The organism is Rhizobium arsenicireducens, from assembly GCF_964021225.1.
In genome coordinates, this window is sequence record NZ_CAXHYK020000001.1 from 1995963 (window position 1) to 2014550 (window position 18588).

General features: G+C 61.6%; 17 protein-coding genes. 8 read left to right on the forward strand and 9 right to left on the reverse strand.

The window, feature by feature from the left end; genetic code table 11:
- Nucleotides 1–55: 55 nt before the first annotated feature.
- Nucleotides 56–505, reverse strand: coding sequence for a DNA polymerase III subunit chi (locus tag ACWPVA_RS09875; protein ID WP_454287515.1), 450 nt, complete (start codon nucleotides 503–505; stop codon nucleotides 56–58).
- Nucleotides 506–525: 20 nt separating this feature from the next.
- Nucleotides 526–2034: a leucyl aminopeptidase gene (locus ACWPVA_RS09880; RefSeq protein WP_454287516.1), complete on the reverse strand. Its 1509-nt coding sequence runs from the start codon at nucleotides 2032–2034 to the stop codon at nucleotides 526–528.
- A 218-nt stretch (nucleotides 2035–2252) separates the two neighbouring features.
- Here ACWPVA_RS09880 and ACWPVA_RS09885 point away from each other — a divergent pair, with 218 nt between their 5' ends.
- The 7 genes from ACWPVA_RS09885 (at nucleotide 2253) to rsmA (ending at nucleotide 10693) form a co-directional block, all read left to right on the forward strand.
- The gene (locus ACWPVA_RS09885) at nucleotides 2253–3029 is read left to right on the forward strand and encodes a phosphatase PAP2 family protein (RefSeq protein WP_454287517.1); all 777 of its coding nucleotides are present in this window, start codon (nucleotides 2253–2255) and stop codon (nucleotides 3027–3029) included.
- 109 nt (nucleotides 3030–3138) lie between these two features.
- A complete protein-coding gene (gene lptF, locus ACWPVA_RS09890) occupies nucleotides 3139–4317 on the forward strand; it encodes an LPS export ABC transporter permease LptF (RefSeq protein WP_454287518.1) in 1179 nt (392 codons plus the stop codon).
- The gene (lptG, locus tag ACWPVA_RS09895) at nucleotides 4314–5396 is read left to right on the forward strand and encodes an LPS export ABC transporter permease LptG (RefSeq protein WP_454287519.1); all 1083 of its coding nucleotides are present in this window, start codon (nucleotides 4314–4316) and stop codon (nucleotides 5394–5396) included. Before lptF ends, lptG begins: the two co-directional genes overlap by 4 nt.
- Nucleotides 5396–7741 (forward strand): LPS-assembly protein LptD, encoded by a 2346-nt coding sequence (locus ACWPVA_RS09900; protein ID WP_454287520.1) that lies wholly within the window; start codon nucleotides 5396–5398, stop codon nucleotides 7739–7741. Before lptG ends, ACWPVA_RS09900 begins: the two co-directional genes overlap by 1 nt.
- Before the next feature lie 148 nt (nucleotides 7742–7889).
- Nucleotides 7890–8828, forward strand: a complete 939-nt coding sequence (locus ACWPVA_RS09905) for a SurA N-terminal domain-containing protein (RefSeq protein ID WP_454289564.1) — start codon at nucleotides 7890–7892, stop codon at nucleotides 8826–8828.
- A gap of 12 nt (nucleotides 8829–8840) precedes the next feature.
- The gene (gene pdxA, locus ACWPVA_RS09910) at nucleotides 8841–9866 is read left to right on the forward strand and encodes a 4-hydroxythreonine-4-phosphate dehydrogenase PdxA (RefSeq protein ID WP_454287521.1); all 1026 of its coding nucleotides are present in this window, start codon (nucleotides 8841–8843) and stop codon (nucleotides 9864–9866) included.
- Nucleotides 9866–10693, forward strand: a complete 828-nt coding sequence (gene rsmA, locus ACWPVA_RS09915) for a 16S rRNA (adenine(1518)-N(6)/adenine(1519)-N(6))-dimethyltransferase RsmA (RefSeq protein WP_454287522.1) — start codon at nucleotides 9866–9868, stop codon at nucleotides 10691–10693. Before pdxA ends, rsmA begins: the two co-directional genes overlap by 1 nt.
- Nucleotides 10694–10738: 45 nt before the next feature.
- On the opposite strand, the gene gmk is transcribed toward rsmA, so the two are convergent.
- The 7 genes from gmk to fabD all read right to left on the reverse strand — a co-directional run bounded on the left by gmk (nucleotide 10739) and on the right by fabD (nucleotide 17260).
- The gene (gene gmk, locus ACWPVA_RS09920) at nucleotides 10739–11398 is read right to left on the reverse strand and encodes a guanylate kinase (RefSeq protein WP_454287523.1); all 660 of its coding nucleotides are present in this window, start codon (nucleotides 11396–11398) and stop codon (nucleotides 10739–10741) included.
- 4 nt (nucleotides 11399–11402) lie between these two features.
- The gene (locus ACWPVA_RS09925) at nucleotides 11403–12293 is read right to left on the reverse strand and encodes a YicC/YloC family endoribonuclease (RefSeq protein ID WP_454287524.1); all 891 of its coding nucleotides are present in this window, start codon (nucleotides 12291–12293) and stop codon (nucleotides 11403–11405) included.
- A gap of 21 nt (nucleotides 12294–12314) precedes the next feature.
- On the reverse strand, nucleotides 12315–13529 hold the full coding sequence (gene mltG, locus ACWPVA_RS09930; protein ID WP_454287525.1) for an endolytic transglycosylase MltG: 1215 nt from the start codon (nucleotides 13527–13529) through the stop codon (nucleotides 12315–12317).
- Nucleotides 13530–13644: 115 nt separating this feature from the next.
- Nucleotides 13645–14904, reverse strand: a complete 1260-nt coding sequence (fabF, locus tag ACWPVA_RS09935; RefSeq protein WP_454287526.1) for a beta-ketoacyl-ACP synthase II — start codon at nucleotides 14902–14904, stop codon at nucleotides 13645–13647.
- Nucleotides 14905–15022: 118 nt separating this feature from the next.
- A complete protein-coding gene (locus tag ACWPVA_RS09940) occupies nucleotides 15023–15259 on the reverse strand; it encodes an acyl carrier protein (RefSeq protein WP_028736116.1) in 237 nt (78 codons plus the stop codon).
- A gap of 284 nt (nucleotides 15260–15543) precedes the next feature.
- Nucleotides 15544–16281: a 3-oxoacyl-[acyl-carrier-protein] reductase gene (gene fabG / locus ACWPVA_RS09945; protein WP_454287527.1), complete on the reverse strand. Its 738-nt coding sequence runs from the start codon at nucleotides 16279–16281 to the stop codon at nucleotides 15544–15546.
- Between the two features lie 34 nt (nucleotides 16282–16315).
- Nucleotides 16316–17260, reverse strand: a complete 945-nt coding sequence (fabD, locus tag ACWPVA_RS09950; RefSeq protein WP_454287528.1) for an ACP S-malonyltransferase — start codon at nucleotides 17258–17260, stop codon at nucleotides 16316–16318.
- Nucleotides 17261–17471: 211 nt separating this feature from the next.
- On the opposite strand from fabD, the gene ACWPVA_RS09955 reads away from it, so the two are divergent.
- Nucleotides 17472–18515 carry an aldo/keto reductase gene (locus ACWPVA_RS09955; RefSeq protein ID WP_454287529.1) on the forward strand — a complete coding sequence of 348 codons (1044 nt, stop codon included), beginning with the start codon at nucleotides 17472–17474 and terminating at the stop codon, nucleotides 18513–18515.
- The last annotated feature ends 73 nt before the right edge of the window (nucleotides 18516–18588 follow it).

Below are 18588 nucleotides of genomic sequence, written 5' to 3' on the forward strand. Positions count from 1 at the left end.
CCCTATACTGCTCGATGGACGACATCCGGCCCGAAAGCCACACCCGTGCGGAGGCTCAGGCCTTCTTTTCCCAGCGACCTTCATTAGTCTGTTGCCAGTAGGTGAGCTTGTGGCCCTCGGTCTTGAGCTTCTTCCACTGGCCGCGCGCACCTTCGAGCTGTTCCTGATTGTGGCCGTCGAAGACGAAGACTACGCGGTCGTATTCGAGGGCATCCGGCGGCTCGGCGCCGTCCACGATGAATCGGACAGTTGCGCCGTTTATATTGTCCGGCACGGTGGTGATCAGCACCGGCTGCGCTTCCGGTTCCTCGCCGGCATCGGTGCCGTGGGGCAGGAAACTGTCGTCGCGCCAGCTCCAGATATGCGTGTCGAGCGCATCGCGGCGAGCCGGTTCGACAGTCTGAACCGCAACCCGCCAGCCGCGCTCGACGCTCTTTTCGAGCAACGGCGGCAGGGCATCCTCGAGCTTCGATTCCGTCAGGTGGTAGAAAAGAATCTCGGCCAAGACCCCTGCCCTCTGCAATGTCACGCTTCGTAGTTGGAGCGGACCAGTTCGTCGAGCAGGCGCACGCCGAAGCCCGAGCCCCAAGACTGGTTGATTTCGTCCGCCGGCGATGACATGGCCGTGCCGGCGATGTCGAGATGGGCCCAGGGCGTGTCTTTGACGAATCGCTTGAGGAACTGCGCCGCAGCGATCGAACCGGCATGACGGCCGCTCGAGTTCTTCATGTCGGCGAACTTCGAATCGATCATCTTGTCGTAGTCCTTGCCCATCGGCAGGCGCCAGAGGCGCTCGTTGGTGGCAAGACCGGCGGCGAGCAATTTTTCCGAAAGCGCATCGTCATTGGAGAACAGTCCGGCATGCAGATTGCCGAGCGCCACCAGGACCGCGCCGGTGAGCGTCGCGAGGTTGACCATGAATTCCGGCTTGAAGCGGTCGTTGCAATACCAAAGCGCATCGGCGAGCACGAGGCGGCCTTCCGCATCGGTGTTGATGACCTCGATCGTCTGGCCGGACATCGAGGTGACGATGTCGCCCGGCCGCTGCGCATTGCCGTCGGGCATGTTCTCCACGAGGCCGATGATACCGACGACGTTCGCCTTGGCCTTGCGGGCGGCGAGCGTGTGCATCAGGCCCGTCACGGCGGCGGCGCCACCCATGTCGCCCTTCATGTCCTCCATGCCGGCGGACGGCTTGATCGAGATACCGCCGGTGTCGAACACGACGCCCTTGCCAACGAAGGCGATCGGCTTGTCCTTCGCCTTGCCGCCCTTCCACTGCATGACGACAAGGCGCGGCGGACGCACCGAGCCTTGAGCCACGCCGAGCAGCGCGCCCATGCCGAGCTTCTTTATCTCCTTTTCGCCGAGGATCTCGATGTCCACGCCAAGTGATTCGAGCTTCTTCGCCGTGTCGGCGAATTCTTCCGGGCCGAGCACGTTGGCCGGCTCGTTGACGAGGTTGCGCGCCAAGATCACACCCTCGGCTACCGCCTCAGCATCCGCGAAGGCCTTCTTCGCCACAGCCGCGTCGGCCATGACGATGGTAACCCTGACGTCCTTGTCGTTGGAATTGGCGTCATCGTCACCATTGACGTCGTTCTTTTTCTTGGTCTTGTAGGTGTCGAACTTGTAGGCGCGCAGCAGCATGCCGAGCGCGAAGTCGGCGGCAGCTTTTGGCGAGATCTCCAGACCGGCAACATCAAGGAAGACGGTGGCCTTGTCGGCGCCCTTGAGCGAGGCCGCGGCCTTGCCGCCGGCCTTCAGCCAGTCATGGGCCGCGATCGTTTCGGCCTTGCCCAGCCCGATGACGACGATACGATCGGCCTCCGAGCCGTGCGGGGCGACGATGTCGAGAGTGGCCATGGACTTGCCGGTGAATTTTGCGACCTTGGCGGCGCGGGCATAGATGCCAGCCGGATCGGCTTCCGCGGCGCCGGACGGCAGATCCGCCTCGACCGTCTTCAACAGGACGGCGACACCTCCCGTGACACGATGGGATTTGGAAAAGGTAATGTCGATCTTGCTGGCCATGGGGACTCCATCGAGCATGGAAGGATTTAAGAGAAGCGGACCGCGATCTTCTCCTTTTCCGCTGCTAAGGCAAGGAAAACCGGTCGTGGCCGGGTGACTATCCCCGATGGAGGGAACGTGATAGCGCGGCCTCTTGTCAGGCCAAGCCGAGTGCGGATAGGTTCCGCCCGCTCCGCGCAGATCGAGCGAAGTGACAACAAATGGATATGGAATCGCCTTTGCCGAAGTCAGACTACAAAGCCCTGCTCGATTCGCTCCGCCGCGACGGGGACGCTTATCGCGCCAGCATCCTGGCGCTGGCCCTGTTCACGCTGTGGTGGCTGCTGCTGGCAATCTTCTATTTCTTTCCGGTATTGGACATCACCACGAGCGCAGCGTTCTTTGACAGAACCCAATGCCCGGACGGGACCGCCGCTGGTGTCGTCTGTGGCGACTTCCCCTCTCGGCTGGACCCGCTCCTTATCTTTCTGCGCAAAGTCCTGTTTTACGCTCCGTCCGCGGCGGCAATCGTTGTGATCATAGCCCTGGTCAAGGCTCTGCAGCACCACGGGGCGACCTACGAACCGGCAAAGGTGCGGCGCTACGGCCTTTCCCTGATCGCATTCTTCCTCGGGCCCTATGTTCTGGTCAACCTGCTGCTCAAGAGCTTCTCCGGTCGCCCGCGGCCGCACCAGACCGATCTTTTCGGCGGCGAGCAGCCATTCATGCCGGCGGGATCCTTTGCCGGCCAGTGCGACAACAACTGTTCCTTCGTATCAGGCGAGGCCGCCGGCGCCGGATGGCTGATCTGCCTGATCCCGCTCCTCCAGAAAAAATTCCGTCTCGTCTTGGCGTCCGGCATTGTTGCCGTATCGTTGATCACGCCGGCCTTCCGCCTCAGCTTCGGCGGTCATTATCTTTCGGACGTCGTGCTCGGCTGGCTCTCCTCCCCGGTCGTCTTCGCGCTGGTGGTGGCCGTGTTCGAAATAGCGCGAGTGCGGAAAAACGCAGTATGACAATGCGGAAAAGCGAAGGCCGCCTGTCGCCAAAATGCCGCAAGCGTCGTAGAGAGAGCCAATCCTTAATCGCGGGCGCAATCGGATTGCCGCGCCCCCAGGGAACGGCATGAAGCTACTCGAACTCTACATCCTGCGGCGTGTCGGCCAGATGTTCCTCACCGCGCTCCTGCCGGTGCTGGCGATCATCTGGACTACGCAGGTGCTGGCGCGAATCAATCTGGTGACCGACAGCGGCCAGTCGGTCGGCTCGTTCATGAAGCTCGCGACGCTCATCCTGCCGACCATCGTTCCGGCCGTCCTGCCCTTCGCGCTGGTGATCGGAATCACCCAGACGCTGACAGCGATGAACAATGATTCGGAACTGACGGTGATCGACGCGGCGGGCGCGCCGCGCCGCACCATCAGCCGACCGCTTCTCCTTTTCGCCGTCGCGCTCAGCGTCTTTTCCTTCCTCATGGCCAATTTCGTCGAGCCCAAGTTGCGGGTCGGGACGCGCCACATGATTGCCGCCGCCTATGCCGACCTTCTGTCGACGGTCATCGAGGAGAAGAGCTTCCGCCGGATCGAGGACGGTCTCTATGTGCAGATCTCGGAACGCCTGTCCGGGCGCGTGCTGCGTGGTCTGTTTGTCGCCGACTCGCGCGATCCCGCCTACTCTCTCATCTACTACGCTCGGGAGGGCGCGGTCGACGAGAGCGGCACGGCGCTGGTGATGAAGGACGGCGAGGTGCAGCGCAAGACGCCCGAAGGTGAGGTGTCGATCGTGCGATTCGATTCCTATTCCTTCGACCTCTCCGATCTGTCGCAGACGCGCGGCCAGGCCCGCCTCAGTGCGATCGACCGTGATCTTCCTTTCCTGCTCAATCCCGATCCCAGCGACCCGCATGTGCAGAAGAACGCCGGTGAATATCGCAGCGAATTGCATCGTCGGCTGAGCACCTGGGCCATGCCGCTGGTGTTTGCGCTGATCGCACTTGTAATCTGCGGCAATGCCCGCTCGCATCGCGAAGCTCGGCTTCATCCGATGGCATCGTCGCTGGCCATCGCCCTCGGGCTTTACTGGCTATCAAACTACTCCGTGAAGTTGGCCGAAGGCGACGCCGCCTTCGTGCCTCTCGTCTATGCTGTGCCATTGGCGGGCGGCGGCGTTTCCGCCTTCCTGTTGTTCACAGGCCGACAATTGCGTCTCCCCTGCGCCATCCGCAATGCCTCGGCCCGACTGTGGAACGCGCTGGCTGCGCATTTCCCGCGTCGCGAATCATCCGGCAATGGGTCTGCGTCATGATGCTGACACTCGGGCGTTACTTCTTCCGCCGGTATGTAACGACGATGCTCTGGTTCCTCGCCGGCGTCATTGCCATCGCCTATCTGATCGACTTCAGCGAAACCTCAGGGCGGCTTGCCGGACGAGGGGTCTTTTCCGTGTGGGAGTTGCTTTGGCTGACAGCGCTTCGCCTCCCCTCTATCTTGCAGCAGACGATCCCCTTCATCACGCTGTTCGTTGGCATGACGACACTGATCGCCCTCAACCGGAAATCCGAACTCGTCATCGCGCGCGCTGCCGGCATCTCGGTCTGGCAGTTCATGGCGCCCTTCCTCGTCGGCGCATTCCTCGTCGGGCTGACCACTTCTTTCGTCATCAATCCGCTCGCGGCCTGGGGCCAGCGGCAGGCACTGCAGTTCGAGGCGAATTCGCGCGAGAGCGGAGGACGCCCCTCCTCCAACGCCGTGCCGTGGTTGCGGCAGATCAGCGGCAAGGCCGATGTGGTTGTCGGCGCTGAGACGGTTCTTGAAGACGGAACCTTCCTCGTCGGCGCCGTCCTGATCCATTTCGACAGCGACGGCCGCATCATTCTGAGACAGGACGCGCACTCGGCGAAATTGAAAGATGGTTACTGGATGCTTACCGAGGTGACGGAGACCCGTCCCGGTGAGATACCCACAAGGCTCGCCACAGCCAAAGTCAGTACCAATCTGAAACAGGAGTTCGTCCAGGAACGCCTCGCCCAACCGGAGACCGTTGCTTTTTATGATCTTTCTAGGAAAATCGCCGTCGCCAAATCATTCGGTGTATCGACCAAAGCGCTTGAGACGCAGTTTCATTCACTTCTCTCGCTACCATTCCTATTGGTCGCAATGACTCTGATTGCTGCAACCGTCTCATTAAAATTCAGCAGGTTCAACCAATCTCGCTCGGTGATTCTGGGTGGAATCCTGTCGGGCTTCGTGCTTTATGTGGTGACCGTGCTTGTAAAGGCATTCGGAAGCAGCGGTGTCGTACCGCCGTTCGTTGCGGCTTGGGTTCCAGTCGTCGTGGCGATGGCCTTGGGAGCGACAATCCTGCTTCATCAGGAGGATGGTTAGTGGCGGTAAGTGACCGCGAGAATATCAGAAGGCTAGCCCTAGCCCTGCTGACGGGAGTTGCCGTGTGCGCATTGGTGTCACCGGCCGTGGTCGCACGCGCCCAGGATGGCCAGCCAGCCCCCGCGCTCACAACTGGTATTCCCGAAGATGCAAAGCTCCTGCTGGCAGCCAATGAACTGGTCTATGACCGTGACGCTGAACGCGTAACCGCGATCGGTGGCGTGCAGATCAACTACGGCGGCTACCAGATGGTCGCCAGCACGGTCGTCTACGACCAGAAGACCGGCCGCATGACGGCCTCCGGCAACATTGAACTGGTCGAGCCGGGCGGTAACCGCATGTATGCGGACACGCTCGACGTGACCGACAATTTCGCCGACGGCTTCGTCAAGGCACTGCGAATTGAGACGACCGACAATACCCGGCTGGCCGCCGAGAGCGGCGAGCGTGTGGACGGTCGGGACATGATCCTCAACAAGGGCGTCTACACCGCCTGCCTGCCATGCGCTGATCATCCGGAACGTCCGCCGCTTTGGCAGGTCAAGGCCGAGCGGGTGATCCAGAACGGCGAGAAGCACACGGTGCGGCTGGAGAAGGCCCGCTTCGAACTGTTCGGCCGCACGATCGCCGTCCTGCCAGCGATCGAAGTGCCCGACCACACCGTCAAGCGCAAATCCGGCTTTCTCTTCCCCGTGATGCGCACATCGGAAAACCTCGGCTTCGGCCTGACGGTTCCCTATTATTTCGCCATTTCGAACCATCGCGACGCGACCGTCAAGGCGACCGGCCTAACCAGCCAGGGTGTTCTGCTTGAGGCCGAAATCCGCCAGCGCTTCGAGAACGGCACCGCTTCGTTCCGTGCGGCCGGCATTGACCAGTTGAACCGCGAAAACTTCGACGCAGGGACCAGCGACGCCGATCGGGACCTGCGCGGCATGGTGGCGTCCGAAGGCAAGTTCGTGATCAACCCGCGCTGGAGCTTCGGCTGGGACGTCATGCTTCAGAGCGACAATAATTTTGCCCGGACCTACAGCCTCGAAGGGCTCGACGACACCACCCACACCAATCAAGTCTACCTGACGGGACTCGGCAAGCGCAATTCCTTCGACATGCGCGGCTACTACTTCGACGTCCAGAACGCCGACCCTCAGAACAATGCCGAAAAAATGCAGCCAACGGTGCTGCCCTCGGTGGACTATGCCTACTATGCTCCCGAACCGGTCGCCGGAGGCCAGCTTTCCGGCAATCTGAACTTCACCGCCCTGTCCCGCTTCAAGTCTGACGAACTCGACGTCGATGGCGATGGCATCGACGATCGTTTCCCCGGCCTCAAAGGCACTTCGAGCCGTCTGACCGGCGAACTTGAATGGAAGCGCACCCTCAGCGTGCCAGGTGGCCTGCAACTGACGCCGCTGCTTGCCGCCCGCGGCGACGCCTACGGCCTGGACGTCAATGCACCAGCCGACTACACCGGAAACGTCACCTCACAGACGGCTGAAACCCGCTACATGCTGACGGCGGGGCTCGAGGCTCGCTACCCGCTGCTGATTACGACCAACAACAGCAGCCATATCATTGAGCCAATCGCCCAGATCTATGCGCGCAACGACGAGCAACTGGCTGGTCGTCTTCCGAACGAGGACGCGCAGAGCTTTGTCTTCGATGCGACCAACCTTTTCGATCGCGACAAATTCTCCGGCTATGACCGGGTCGAGGGGGGCACCCGTGCCAATGTCGGCTTGCGCTATACCGGTTCTTTCGACAACGGCTTCGGCGTACGCGGCGTGTTTGGCCAATCCTACCATATCGCCGGCCTGAACTCCTTCGCCACCGACGATCTCGTCAAGGTCGGCACCGATTCCGGCCTCGAGACCTCCCGCTCGGACCTTGTGGGGATGGCTGGCGTCGATATGCCCAATGGCCTGTCGGTCGCAACCAATGTCCGCCTCGATGAGCGAACCCTGGCGCTGCGCCGCGCTGATGCAAATGTTTCCTTCTCCAACGAGACGCTTCAGACGAGCTTGACCTACACGCAGATCGCGGCACAACCCGAATACGGATTGGCAGCGCGCAATGACGAAATCCAGTCTGCGAGTTCAATCAAGGTCAGCGAGTATTGGTCGCTGTTCGGGTCGATTACCTGGGACATCGACGATAGCATCATTAACCGCAAGGGCATCGGCATCTCCTACGCCGACGAATGCACGGTGTTCTCACTCGTCTACTCGGACAAGTACGATCCCGAAGAGGAATCGGCGAGCGACTGGTCGATCGGCGCACGCCTAACCTTCCGTACGCTCGGCGACGTCAAGATTGGCGATACGGAGTTGACTGGGTTCAATTGAGGCTGGTTCCCGGCTAAGCCCCTCGCAATTGCCGGCAGCGTCATTGTTTCGCCGCACAGATTGTGCAATCGGTGCGACAGATTATACTTTGACCGGACTATGTTTAGGCGGGATGAGCACGCTGTTGCTCCTGCTGGAAAGGAAGATGATGGCCATTGCAAAGAAGGGGAAGCGGTTGCTGCTCGCCTGCGCGGTTGCGCTGGCGATTGTTGCGGGTGACGCGACCGTCGGCAACGTTGCTCAGGCTGCCAGCCAGGTCGTCGCCGTCGTCAACAAGGCGGCCATTACCAATGGTGATGTCTCGCGGCGTGTCGCCTTCCTTCGCCTGCAGCGCCGCACCGGCAATTTGAACCAGATCGCCAAGCAAGAGCTGATTGACGAAGCTCTGAAGCGGCAGGAAATCGCTCGTGTCGGCATGTCGGTCAGCACGTCCGATGTTGATGCCGCCTATGCGCGTTTCGCCTCCGGCAACAAGCTTTCGCCCCAGCAGATGGACACGATCCTGGGCCAGGCTGGTGTCGGGGTCGAGCACTTCAAGGCTTATATTGCCGTATCGATGAGCTGGCCTCGCCTCGTCAATGCCCGCTACGGTTCAAAGAACAAGCTGTCGAACCAGGAACTCGTCACCCGCCTTCTGGAGAACAAAGAGAAGCCGGTGACCACCGAGTACTTCCTGAAGCAGGTCATATTCGTGGTTCCGGCCTCGAAGAAAGGCATTGTCGGCAAGCGCAAGGCAGAAGCCGAAGCCTCGCGTGCCAAATTTCCAGGCTGCGACGGCGCCATGGCCTTCGCCAAGAATTATCTGGATGTCTCGATCCGCAATCTCGGCCGCGTACTCGAACCCGAGCTGCCGCCAGACTGGAAGCCGCTGATCGAGAAGGCTACGGGCGGGACGACCGGTACGCGCGTGACCGAGCGCGGCGTCGAGTATCTGGCGATCTGCAACCAGCGCCAGGTCTCGGACGATGTCGCAGCGGAAGTCGTTTTCCGCGCCGAAGACCTCGGCAAGGAAAAGCAGGACGACAACCCGAATGCCAAGAAATATCTGGAAGAACTGCGCTCGAAAGCACAGATCGCCAACAACTGAGCCGAGCACCGGATGACCTCTGCCGACCACCTTCCTCTTGCGCTTAGCCAGGGCGACCCGGCAGGCATCGGTCCCGACATTGCGCTCGGCGCATGGGTGAAGCGGGCGGAATCCCAATTGCCGCCCTTTCTCTTCATCGGGGATCCGGCTGTACTTGCAGTTCGCGCACGCCAGCTCGACCTCGATGTACCGCTCAAGGAAACGGATGCAGGCGGCGCGTTTGGCGTGTTTGACAAGGCGCTTCCCGTTCTCCCCGTTCCGATCGGCTTCGATGTCGTTGCCGGCGAGCCGCACGTCGCCAATGCCAAGAGCACGATAGCGGCCATCGAGTCCGCCGTGCAGCTCTGCTTCGACGGCAAGGCGCGCGCCATGGTCACCAATCCGATTGCCAAATCCGTGCTCTACGAAGCGGGGTTCGCGTTTCCCGGTCACACCGAATTCCTCGCCGAGCTCGCGAGGCGCAGCACCGGCGAGACCTATCGCCCGGTGATGATGCTGGCAGGCCCCAAGGTCCGAGCCGTACCCGTGACGATCCACATCCCGATCAAGGACGTGCCCGGCGCGCTCACAGAGGCAGCGATCATCGAGACCTGCCGGATCGTCGCCAGAGATCTGAAGAACCGTTTCGGCATTGCCCATCCCCGTCTCGCTGTCGCCGGGCTCAACCCACATGCCGGCGAAGGTGGCGCGATCGGCCATGAGGACGAGGACGTCATCCATCCGGCCATCATGAAGCTGCGCGGCGAGGGCATTGATGCGTTTGGTCCGCTACCGGCCGATACCATGTTCCATGACGATGCCCGCCGGCGCTACGACGTCGCCATCTGCATGTATCACGATCAGGCGCTGATCCCTGTCAAGGCGCTCGGCTTCGATGATTCGGTCAATGTCACGCTCGGGCTCCCCTTCGTCCGGACCTCACCGGACCACGGCACTGCCTTCGGGATCGCCGGCCAGGGAATCGCCCGCGAGGACAGTCTGATTGCGGCGCTGAAACTCGCCGACGAGATCAGCCGGACGAGCGAAGCAAAAACCTGATGGCCGCCATTGACGGACTGCCACCGCTGCGCGACGTGATCGCCCGCCACGGGCTCGACGCGCGCAAGGCTCTCGGCCAGAACTTCCTGCTCGACCTCAACCTTACGCAAAAGATTGCCCGCACCGCCGGGCCGCTGGAAGGCGTGACGGTGTTCGAGGTCGGCCCCGGCCCGGGCGGCCTGACGCGCGCCATATTGTCGCTTGGCGCCAAGAAGGTCATCGCCGTCGAACGCGACGCGCGCTGCCTGCCGGCACTCGCCGAAATCGCAGACTATTATCCCGGACGCCTCGAGGTAATCGAGGGCGATGCGCTGAAGACCGATTTCGAGGCGATGGCGCCTGAGGGTCCGGTCAAGATCATCGCCAATCTGCCCTACAATGTCGGCACGCAGTTGCTGATCAACTGGCTGCTGCCGAGGAAGTGGCCGCCGTTCTGGCAATCGCTGACGCTGATGTTCCAGAGGGAAGTCGGCCTGCGTATCGTCGCCGACGAGAGCGACGATCACTATGGCCGGCTCGGCGTGCTGTGCGGCTGGCGCACCGAGGCGCACATGGCCTTCGAAGTGCCGCCGCAGGCCTTCACGCCGCCGCCAAAGGTGACGTCGTCGGTTGTGCATCTGGTGCCAAGGGCAGAGCCCCTTCCCTGCGATGTGGAGAAGCTCGAACGCGTAACACAAGCCGCCTTCGGCCAACGTCGCAAGATGCTGCGCCAGAGCCTCAAGCCGCTCGGTGGCGAGACGCTGCTCGGCAAGGCCGCCATCGATCCGGCGCGGCGCGCCGAGACGCTTTCGGTCGAAGAATTCTGCCGGATCGCCAATTTGCTGTAACGGACTGCCCTCAGCCTAAATTGCCATCGCAAGAACAGATCGCGATCACTGGCCGTCCGAAGCGACCAGCGTGCTGACGAAGTCGAACAAGCCGTGACGCCGGTCACGGCGCAGGCGCTCGGCCTTGACGATCGACTGCACGGCATCGAAGGCGGAATCCAGATCGTCGTTGACGATCACATAGTCATATTCGCGCCAGTGGGAGATTTCCGCCCGGGAATTGGCAAGCCGGGTCTGGATAACCTCCTCGGTATCTTCGGCGCGGCGGTGCAGGCGTGACTGCAGTTCCGCCATAGTCGGCGGCAGGATGAAGATCGACACGACGTCCGCCTTCATCTTGTCCTGCAGTTGCTGGGCGCCCTGCCAGTCGATATCGAAAAGCATATCGCGACCTTCCGACATGGCAAGTTCGACGGGATCCCGTGGCGTGCCGTAGAAGTTCCCGTGAACCTCGGCCCATTCCAGTAAAGAGTCCGAATCGCGCATGCGCTCAAACTCGCGCGGCGAGACGAAGTGGTAATGTACCCCCTCTATCTCGCTCTGGCGGCGCTGGCGCGTGGTAACGCTGACTGACATGCCGATATGGCGGTCGCGTTCCATCAGATTTCGGGCGATCGTCGACTTTCCCGCGCCTGACGGCGACGAGATCACCAGCATTAGCCCGCGCCGCGCGATCGGTATGATCGTCCCCTTGCCCTGTACCATCCGTTCACTCCAAATTCTGGACCTGTTCGCGGAACTGGTCGATCACGACCTTAAGCTCGATGCCCGCGGAGGTCACAGCCACGGCATTCGACTTGGAGCAGATGGTATTCGATTCGCGATTGAATTCCTGCGCGATGAAATCCAGCTTTCGACCGACTGGCCCGCCTATGGCCAAGAGATCGCGCGCAGCCGCGACATGCGCCTTCAACCGATCGATCTCCTCGCGCAGATCGGCCCGGGTGGCCAGCAACGCGACTTCGGCATGCAGCCGATCGCGGTCGAGTGTTGCCGCGGCACCGATCAGTGCATTTATCTGGCTTTCCAGCCTGCGGGCGATCTCGTCTGGCTGGCGCGAGGGGTCGGCCTCGACGGTTCGCGCCAGATCCTCGATGTGACTCACCTGGTCCGATAGCAGGCGGCAGAGCGCATCGCCCTCGATGCGTCGCATCTCGCTGAGCGAATGCACGGCGCGTTCCAGCCCGGCGAGAATATCCGCATCGCGACTGGCAATCGCCTCGGGGTCGTCGGACGCTTCCTTGAACTCGACGAGACCACGGATCGACAGTAGCGCATCGAGCCTGATCGGTGCGGGATCAACGAGCCCGTCGCCCAGATCGTCCCTCAGCTTCAGCAGGGCATCGAGCGCGTCACGGTTCACCACGGCTTCTACGCGGTTTTCGCTGACCTGCACGGTCAACCCAACCTGAACATTACCACGCGTCACATATTGTGACAGCAGGCGCCTGATTTCCGGCTCCAAGCCCTCCATGCCCTGCGGCAAGCGCATGCGGATGTCGAGCCCCTTGCCATTGACCGAGCGAAGTTCCCAAGCCCAGCGATACCGGCCGCTGGTTCCTTCGCTGCGGGCAAAGCCGGTCATGGATTGTAGTGCCATCGCCCGTCCCCGGTTTGCTGCTCAGTTCTTCTTTTTGCCAACGACGGCATCCGGGTCGGCTTCCGGCGGCGCATCGACTGCCGCACCCGGATCCTCCCCGCGTTCAGCCTCGATCTTGCGCCAGTTCCTCACATTCGCGTTGTGCTCATCGAGCGTTGCGGCGAAAGCATGACCGCCGCTGCCATCGGCGACGAAGTACAGGTCCTTCGTCTTCCACGGATGAGCGACGGCTTCAAGGGCAGCGCGGCCCGGATTGGCGATGGGGCCTGGCGGCAGTCCCTTGATAACATAGGTGTTGTACGGCGTTTCCTTCTTCAGGTCCGACTGATAGATCGGCCGGTCGGAAGGCTTGCCGTCGCCGCCGAAGAGGCCGTAGATGATGGTCGGGTCGGATTGAAGACGCATGCCCTTGGCAAGGCGGTTGATGAAGACTGATGCGACATGCGCCCTTTCGTCATCCTTGCCGGTCTCCTTTTCGACGATCGATGCGAGCGTGACAAACTCCTCCTTCGTCTTGATCGGAAGGTCAGGGTCGCGCTTTTCCCAGATCTGGTCGATGAGCTTTTCCTGCGCGGCCGCCATCTGGCTGACGATCTCGCTGCGCTTTGTGCCGCGCGAATATTTGTAGGTGTCGGGCCGAAGCGAACCCTCGGCGGGCAGTTCTGCCGGCAGTTCCCCTTCCAGCACCGGATCGTCCGCCAGACGCTTGAACATCTGCTTAACCGTCAGCCCCTCCGGCATGGACACGGAATAGAGAATGGATCTGCCCGACTTCAAGAGTTCCATGATCTCCTTCATCGACGCCGACGCTTTGATTTCGTATTCACCGGCCTTCAGGGTCTCTCCTTCCTTCAGGTAGGTCGCAGTGACATGGCGGAAGATACGGGCGTCGCCGATGATGCCGTTGCGCTCGAGGCTGCCGGCAATCTCAGCAAGGCCTGCGCCGCTCCGAACGACGAAATTGGTGTTGGTCGCAAGCGGCCCGGGATTCTGATAGGTCGACGTCACATAGAAAAAGCCGGCGACCGCGATCGCGAAGACCGCCACGGTCAGGGTCATCAAGAAATTCAGGAAGATCACCAACTGGCTGCGTGCCTTGCGCGAGCGGCGAGGCGGGGCGGGTACCCGCTCCGGCCGCAGCGCTTCGTTCGGAGACTTGGGAATGATCGGCCCCTTGGGAGATGCCTCCGATCCGCGACCAAAAGAAACTCCGCTGTTCTGGCTATTGTCGGTCACCGGCAATCCTCTTCAGTTCGGTATCGCTGCTGTCTGGCCAAGCAATGCGGCAGAAAACAGGTCAATGCCGTCCCCGACGGGCCGGCATCCACAAGCTCCAGCCTGTTGGCGGCGCTCAGCCCTGATAGCGCTTCAGCACCAGGGAGGCGTTTGTACCGCCAAATCCGAACGAATTGGACAGCGCGACGTTGATTTCGCGCTTGCGCGCCCTGTGGGGCACGAGATCGATCGCCGTCTCGACAGCGGGATTGTCGAGGTTGAGCGTCGGAGGAGCGACATTGTCGCGAATGGCAAGTGCCGAGAAAATCGCCTCCACGGCACCGGCTGCACCGAGCAGGTGGCCGATGGCCGACTTGGTCGACGACATCGATATCTTCGAGGCAGATTCACCGACCAGACGCTCGACGGCGCCGAGCTCGATCGTATCCGCCATGGTCGAAGTGCCATGGGCATTGATGTAATCGACATCGGCCGGCGCCAGACCGGCGCGCTTCAGCGCCATGGTCATGCAGCGGAAGGCGCCGTCGCCATCCTCGGATGGGGCGGTAATGTGGAAGGCATCGCCGGACAGGCCGTAACCGACCACTTCGGCATAGATCTTGGCGCCGCGCGCCTTGGCGTGCTCGAGTTCCTCGAGCACAACGATCCCTGCACCCTCGCCCATGACGAAACCGTCTCGATCCTTGTCATAGGGACGCGAGGCCGCCTTCGGATCGTCGTTGCGCGCCGTCGACAAAGCCTTGCAGGCGGCAAAGCCGGCGAGAGAAATGCGGCTGATCGGCGATTCCGTGCCGCCGGCCACCATTACGTCGGCATCGCCGAAAGCGATCAGCCGCGCCGCATCGCCGATGGCATGGGCGCCGGTGGAGCAGGCCGTAACGACCGAATGATTGGGACCGCGCAGCTTGTGGCGGATCGACACCTGGCCGGAGGCGAGGTTGATCAGGCGGCCTGGAATGAAGAATGGCGACAGGCGCCGCGGACCCTTGTCGCGCAGGATGTAGCCGGCTTCAACGATGCCTTCGATGCCGCCGATGCCGGAACCGATCAGAACGCCAGTCGCACACTGGTCGTCATTGGTCTTCGGATGCCAGTCGGCATCCTTAAGCGCCATGTCGGCGGCAGCGATCGCATAGATGATGAAGTGATCGACCTTGCGCTGCTCCTTGTGCTCCATCCAGTCGTCAGGATTGAAGGCACCCTCGGCATTGCCGGTGGGGATGCGGCAGGCCACCTTGGCCGGCAGATCATCGACTTCGAATTCAGTTACGAGGCGGGCACCACTTTCGCCGGCGAGAAGTTTCGCCCAGGTCAGTTCAGTTCCACACCCTAGCGGAGATACCATGCCGGTACCGGTGATAACGACACGTCTCATCGCTCGTAGTCCACCCCACTCTTGCAGTCGATGCCATCAGAAAACAGTAAGGCCCGCAGGTCGCGGGCCCCGGCAGCACAGGCGGCCAAAGCCGCCTTGCCGCTATATTTGCGCTCGATCAGGGCTGAGCCTTCTCGATGAACTTTACAGCGTCGCCGACCGTCAGGATCGAGTCAGCGGCATCGTCCGGGATCTCGACGCCGAACTCTTCTTCGAAGGCCATGACCAGTTCGACAGTGTCGAGCGAGTCCGCACCCAGATCGTCGATGAAGCTGGCGCCTTCAACAACCTTTTCAGCGTCAACGCCGAGATGATCAACAACAATTTTCTTCACGCGTTCTGCGATATCGCTCATGTCGGTTTCCTCGACCTTCTTAATCTCAGGGGCGTCTGGACGACTTCCCTACCCTGTTTCAAACCGGTGAACATTTTCTCTGCCACCGGCAAACCCGTTCAGCCCCGCTTCAACGAACAAAACCATGCAATCAAACGCATAGCGATCCCCGTGAAATTCGGAACGACTGTTCACAGTCATGGCCCGCTTAACACGGTTTAGCCGCGCCGCAAAGCCAGAAAAGTCGCCCCGGGGCAGTGCTCAACATCCAATTGGGAAACAACGGCATCACGGGCAACGTTCAATCAGATCATTGCCATGCCGCCGTTGACGTGCAGCGTCTGCCCGGTCATGTAGCCCGCCTCATTGGAAGCGAGGTAGACGACGGCGGATGCGACTTCCGAGCCGGTGCCCATGCGGCGCATCGGGATGGCGCCCATGATCGCGTCCTTCTGCTTGTCGTTGAGCTTGCCGGTCATGGAGCTTTCGATGAAGCCCGGTGCGACGCAGTTGACGGTCACGTTGCGCGTCGCGATTTCCTGGGCGAGCGACTTGGAAAGGCCGATCATGCCGGCCTTCGAGGCGCAGTAGTTGGCCTGCCCCGGATTGCCGGTGACGCCGACCACCGAAGTGATGTTGATGATGCGACCGAAGCGGCGGCGCATCATCGGATGGGTGAGCTCGCGCGTCAGGCGGAAAACGGCCGTCAGATTGACTTCCAGGACACTGTCCCAGTCGGCGTCCTGCATGCGGACAAAAAGGCCATCCTTGGTGATGCCGGCATTGTTGACGAGGATGTCGACGCCTTCGAGGTCTGCTTCAGCCTTCTCGCCGAGCGCCTTGACCTCGTCGCGATCGGACAGGTTGGCCGGGAAGATCTTGACGCGGTCGCCGAGTTCGGCGGCGAGTGCCTCGAGCTTTTCGACGCGCGTGCCGTGCAGGCCGACGATCGCGCCCTGGGCGTGCAACTGCCTGGCGATCTCCTCGCCGATACCACCGGTCGCACCGGTCACGAGGGCCTTGCGGCCGGTCAGGTCAAACATGTTCCTAGTTCCTTGTTCCAGATCATCCAGTCAATCAGCCGAGCAGCGCGGCAAGCGCCGCGTCGATGTCGGCCGGAGAGTTGACGGCAATGCCACTGACGTTCTTGTCGATGCGGCGCGCCAGCCCGGTCAGCACCTTGCCTGAACCTACTTCATAAAGTGTCGTCACACCATTTGCCGCGAACCACTCGACCGTCTCGCGCCAGCGCACCTGGCCGGTCACCTGCTCGACGAGCAGATCGAGGATCTCACTGGCGTCGGTGACGGGGGCGGCCCGGACATTGGCGATCAGCGGGACGACTGGATCATGCTTCGCCACCTTCGCCAGCGCCTCACGCATGGTTTCGGCGGCTGGCCCCATCAGAGCCGAATGGAAGGGTGCCGAGACTGGCAACATGATGGCGCGTTTGGCGCCCTTTTCGCTGGCAAGGGCCGCCGCCTTCTCGACGGCCGCCTTCCCGCCAGAGATGACCAGCTGGCCACCGCCGTTGTCGTTCGCAATCTGGCAGGGACCCGTGGCGGACGCTTCCTCGCAGACAATCTCCACGTCGCCTCGTTCGAGGCCGATGATCGCCGCCATCGCGCCCTCGCCCGCCGGAACGGCGGCCTGCATGGCATTGCCGCGGATGCGCAGGAGACGCGCGGTGTCGGCGAGCGAAAAGGTGCCGGCAGCACAGAGCGCGGAATATTCGCCGAGCGAATGACCGGCGACGAAGGATACCCTGGACTTGAGATCGAGGCCGCGGCCCTGCATGACGCGGATCACCGCCATCGATACCGCCATAAGCGCCGGTTGCGCATTGGCGGTGAGCGTCAGCGTTTCTTCTGGTCCCTCGAACATGGTCGCGGAGAGTTTCTCTCCCAGCGCCTCGTCGACTTCGGCAAAAACCGCCTTGGCTTCGGCATAAGTTTCGGCAAGCTCCTTGCCCATGCCGACAGCCTGACTGCCCTGGCCGGGGAATGTGAATGCAATGCTCATGGGGATATTCCTTCTCGGGATGATGTTCTTCCCTGGCTTTTTTCTTTTCCCATTGCCGTGTTTCCCGAGTGTGTCAAGACCGGGACGCCTGGGCGCGCATTTTGCCCACGGAACGAATTCGGCTCATTTTGCACTTGCGAATGGTCGACGCGCTCTTAAATTCGCGCACGACCTTTTCTCTTTCTGAAGCCCCCAGCACGGATCCCTTTTCATGAAATACAATAATCTCGGCCGCACCGACATATCGGTCTCCGAAATCTGCCTCGGCACCATGACCTGGGGCTCGCAGAACACCCAGGCCGAAGCCTTCGAGCAGATGGATTACGCCGTCGAAAAGGGTGTGAACTTCTTCGACACCGCCGAACTCTACCCGACTACGCCGCTTTCGCCCGAGACCTACGCCCTGACCGAAACGATCATCGGCAACTGGTTCGCCAGGACCGGCAAGCGAAAGGACGTGGTTTTGGCCACCAAGGTCGCCGGCGCCGGCCGACCCTATATCCGCGAGGGCAAGGCGATCACCGGCGCTTCGATCCGGGAGGCGGTGGACGCCAGCCTCAAGCGCCTGCAGACCGACTACATCGACCTCTACCAGATCCACTGGCCCAATCGCGGACATTTCCACTTCCGCCAGGCCTGGGTCTACAATCCCTTTGGCCAGAACCGCGAGCGTGCGCTTGCAGACATGAACGAAAAGCTCGAAGCGCTCGACGAATGCGTCAAGGCCGGCAAGATCCGCGCCATTGGCCTCTCCAACGAGACGACCTGGGGCACGCAGAAGTTCATCGCGCTGGCCGAGGCCCGCGGATTGCCGCGCGTCGCGACCGTGCAGAACGAATACAATCTGCTCTACCGCCATTACGACCTCGACATGGCGGAGCTATCCCACCACGAGGACGTCGGCCTGCTGGCCTATTCGCCGCTTGCTGCCGGGCTCTTGAGCGGAAAGTATCTCGGCGGGAACAAACCTGCCGGATCGCGCGCCGCGATCAACGGCGACCTCGGCGGCCGCCTGCAGCCGCTGCAGGAAGCACCCACCCGCGCCTATGTGGAACTCGCCAGGGCACATGGGATCGACCCGTCGGCGCTTGCCATCGCCTTTTGCCTGACAAGACCCTTCATGGCTTCGGTCATCATTGGCGCGACATCCATCGAGCAGTTGAAAGTCAATATCGGCGCTGCGGATCTCGTTCTACCGGACGGTGTGCTGAAGGGGATCGCCAAGATACATCGCGAATACCCGATGCCCATCTAGGTGGAGTTGGAACCGAAGTGCGCTGATGCTGATCTTGACCCCACAAGTGACCATTCGGCAACAATTTTGTTTC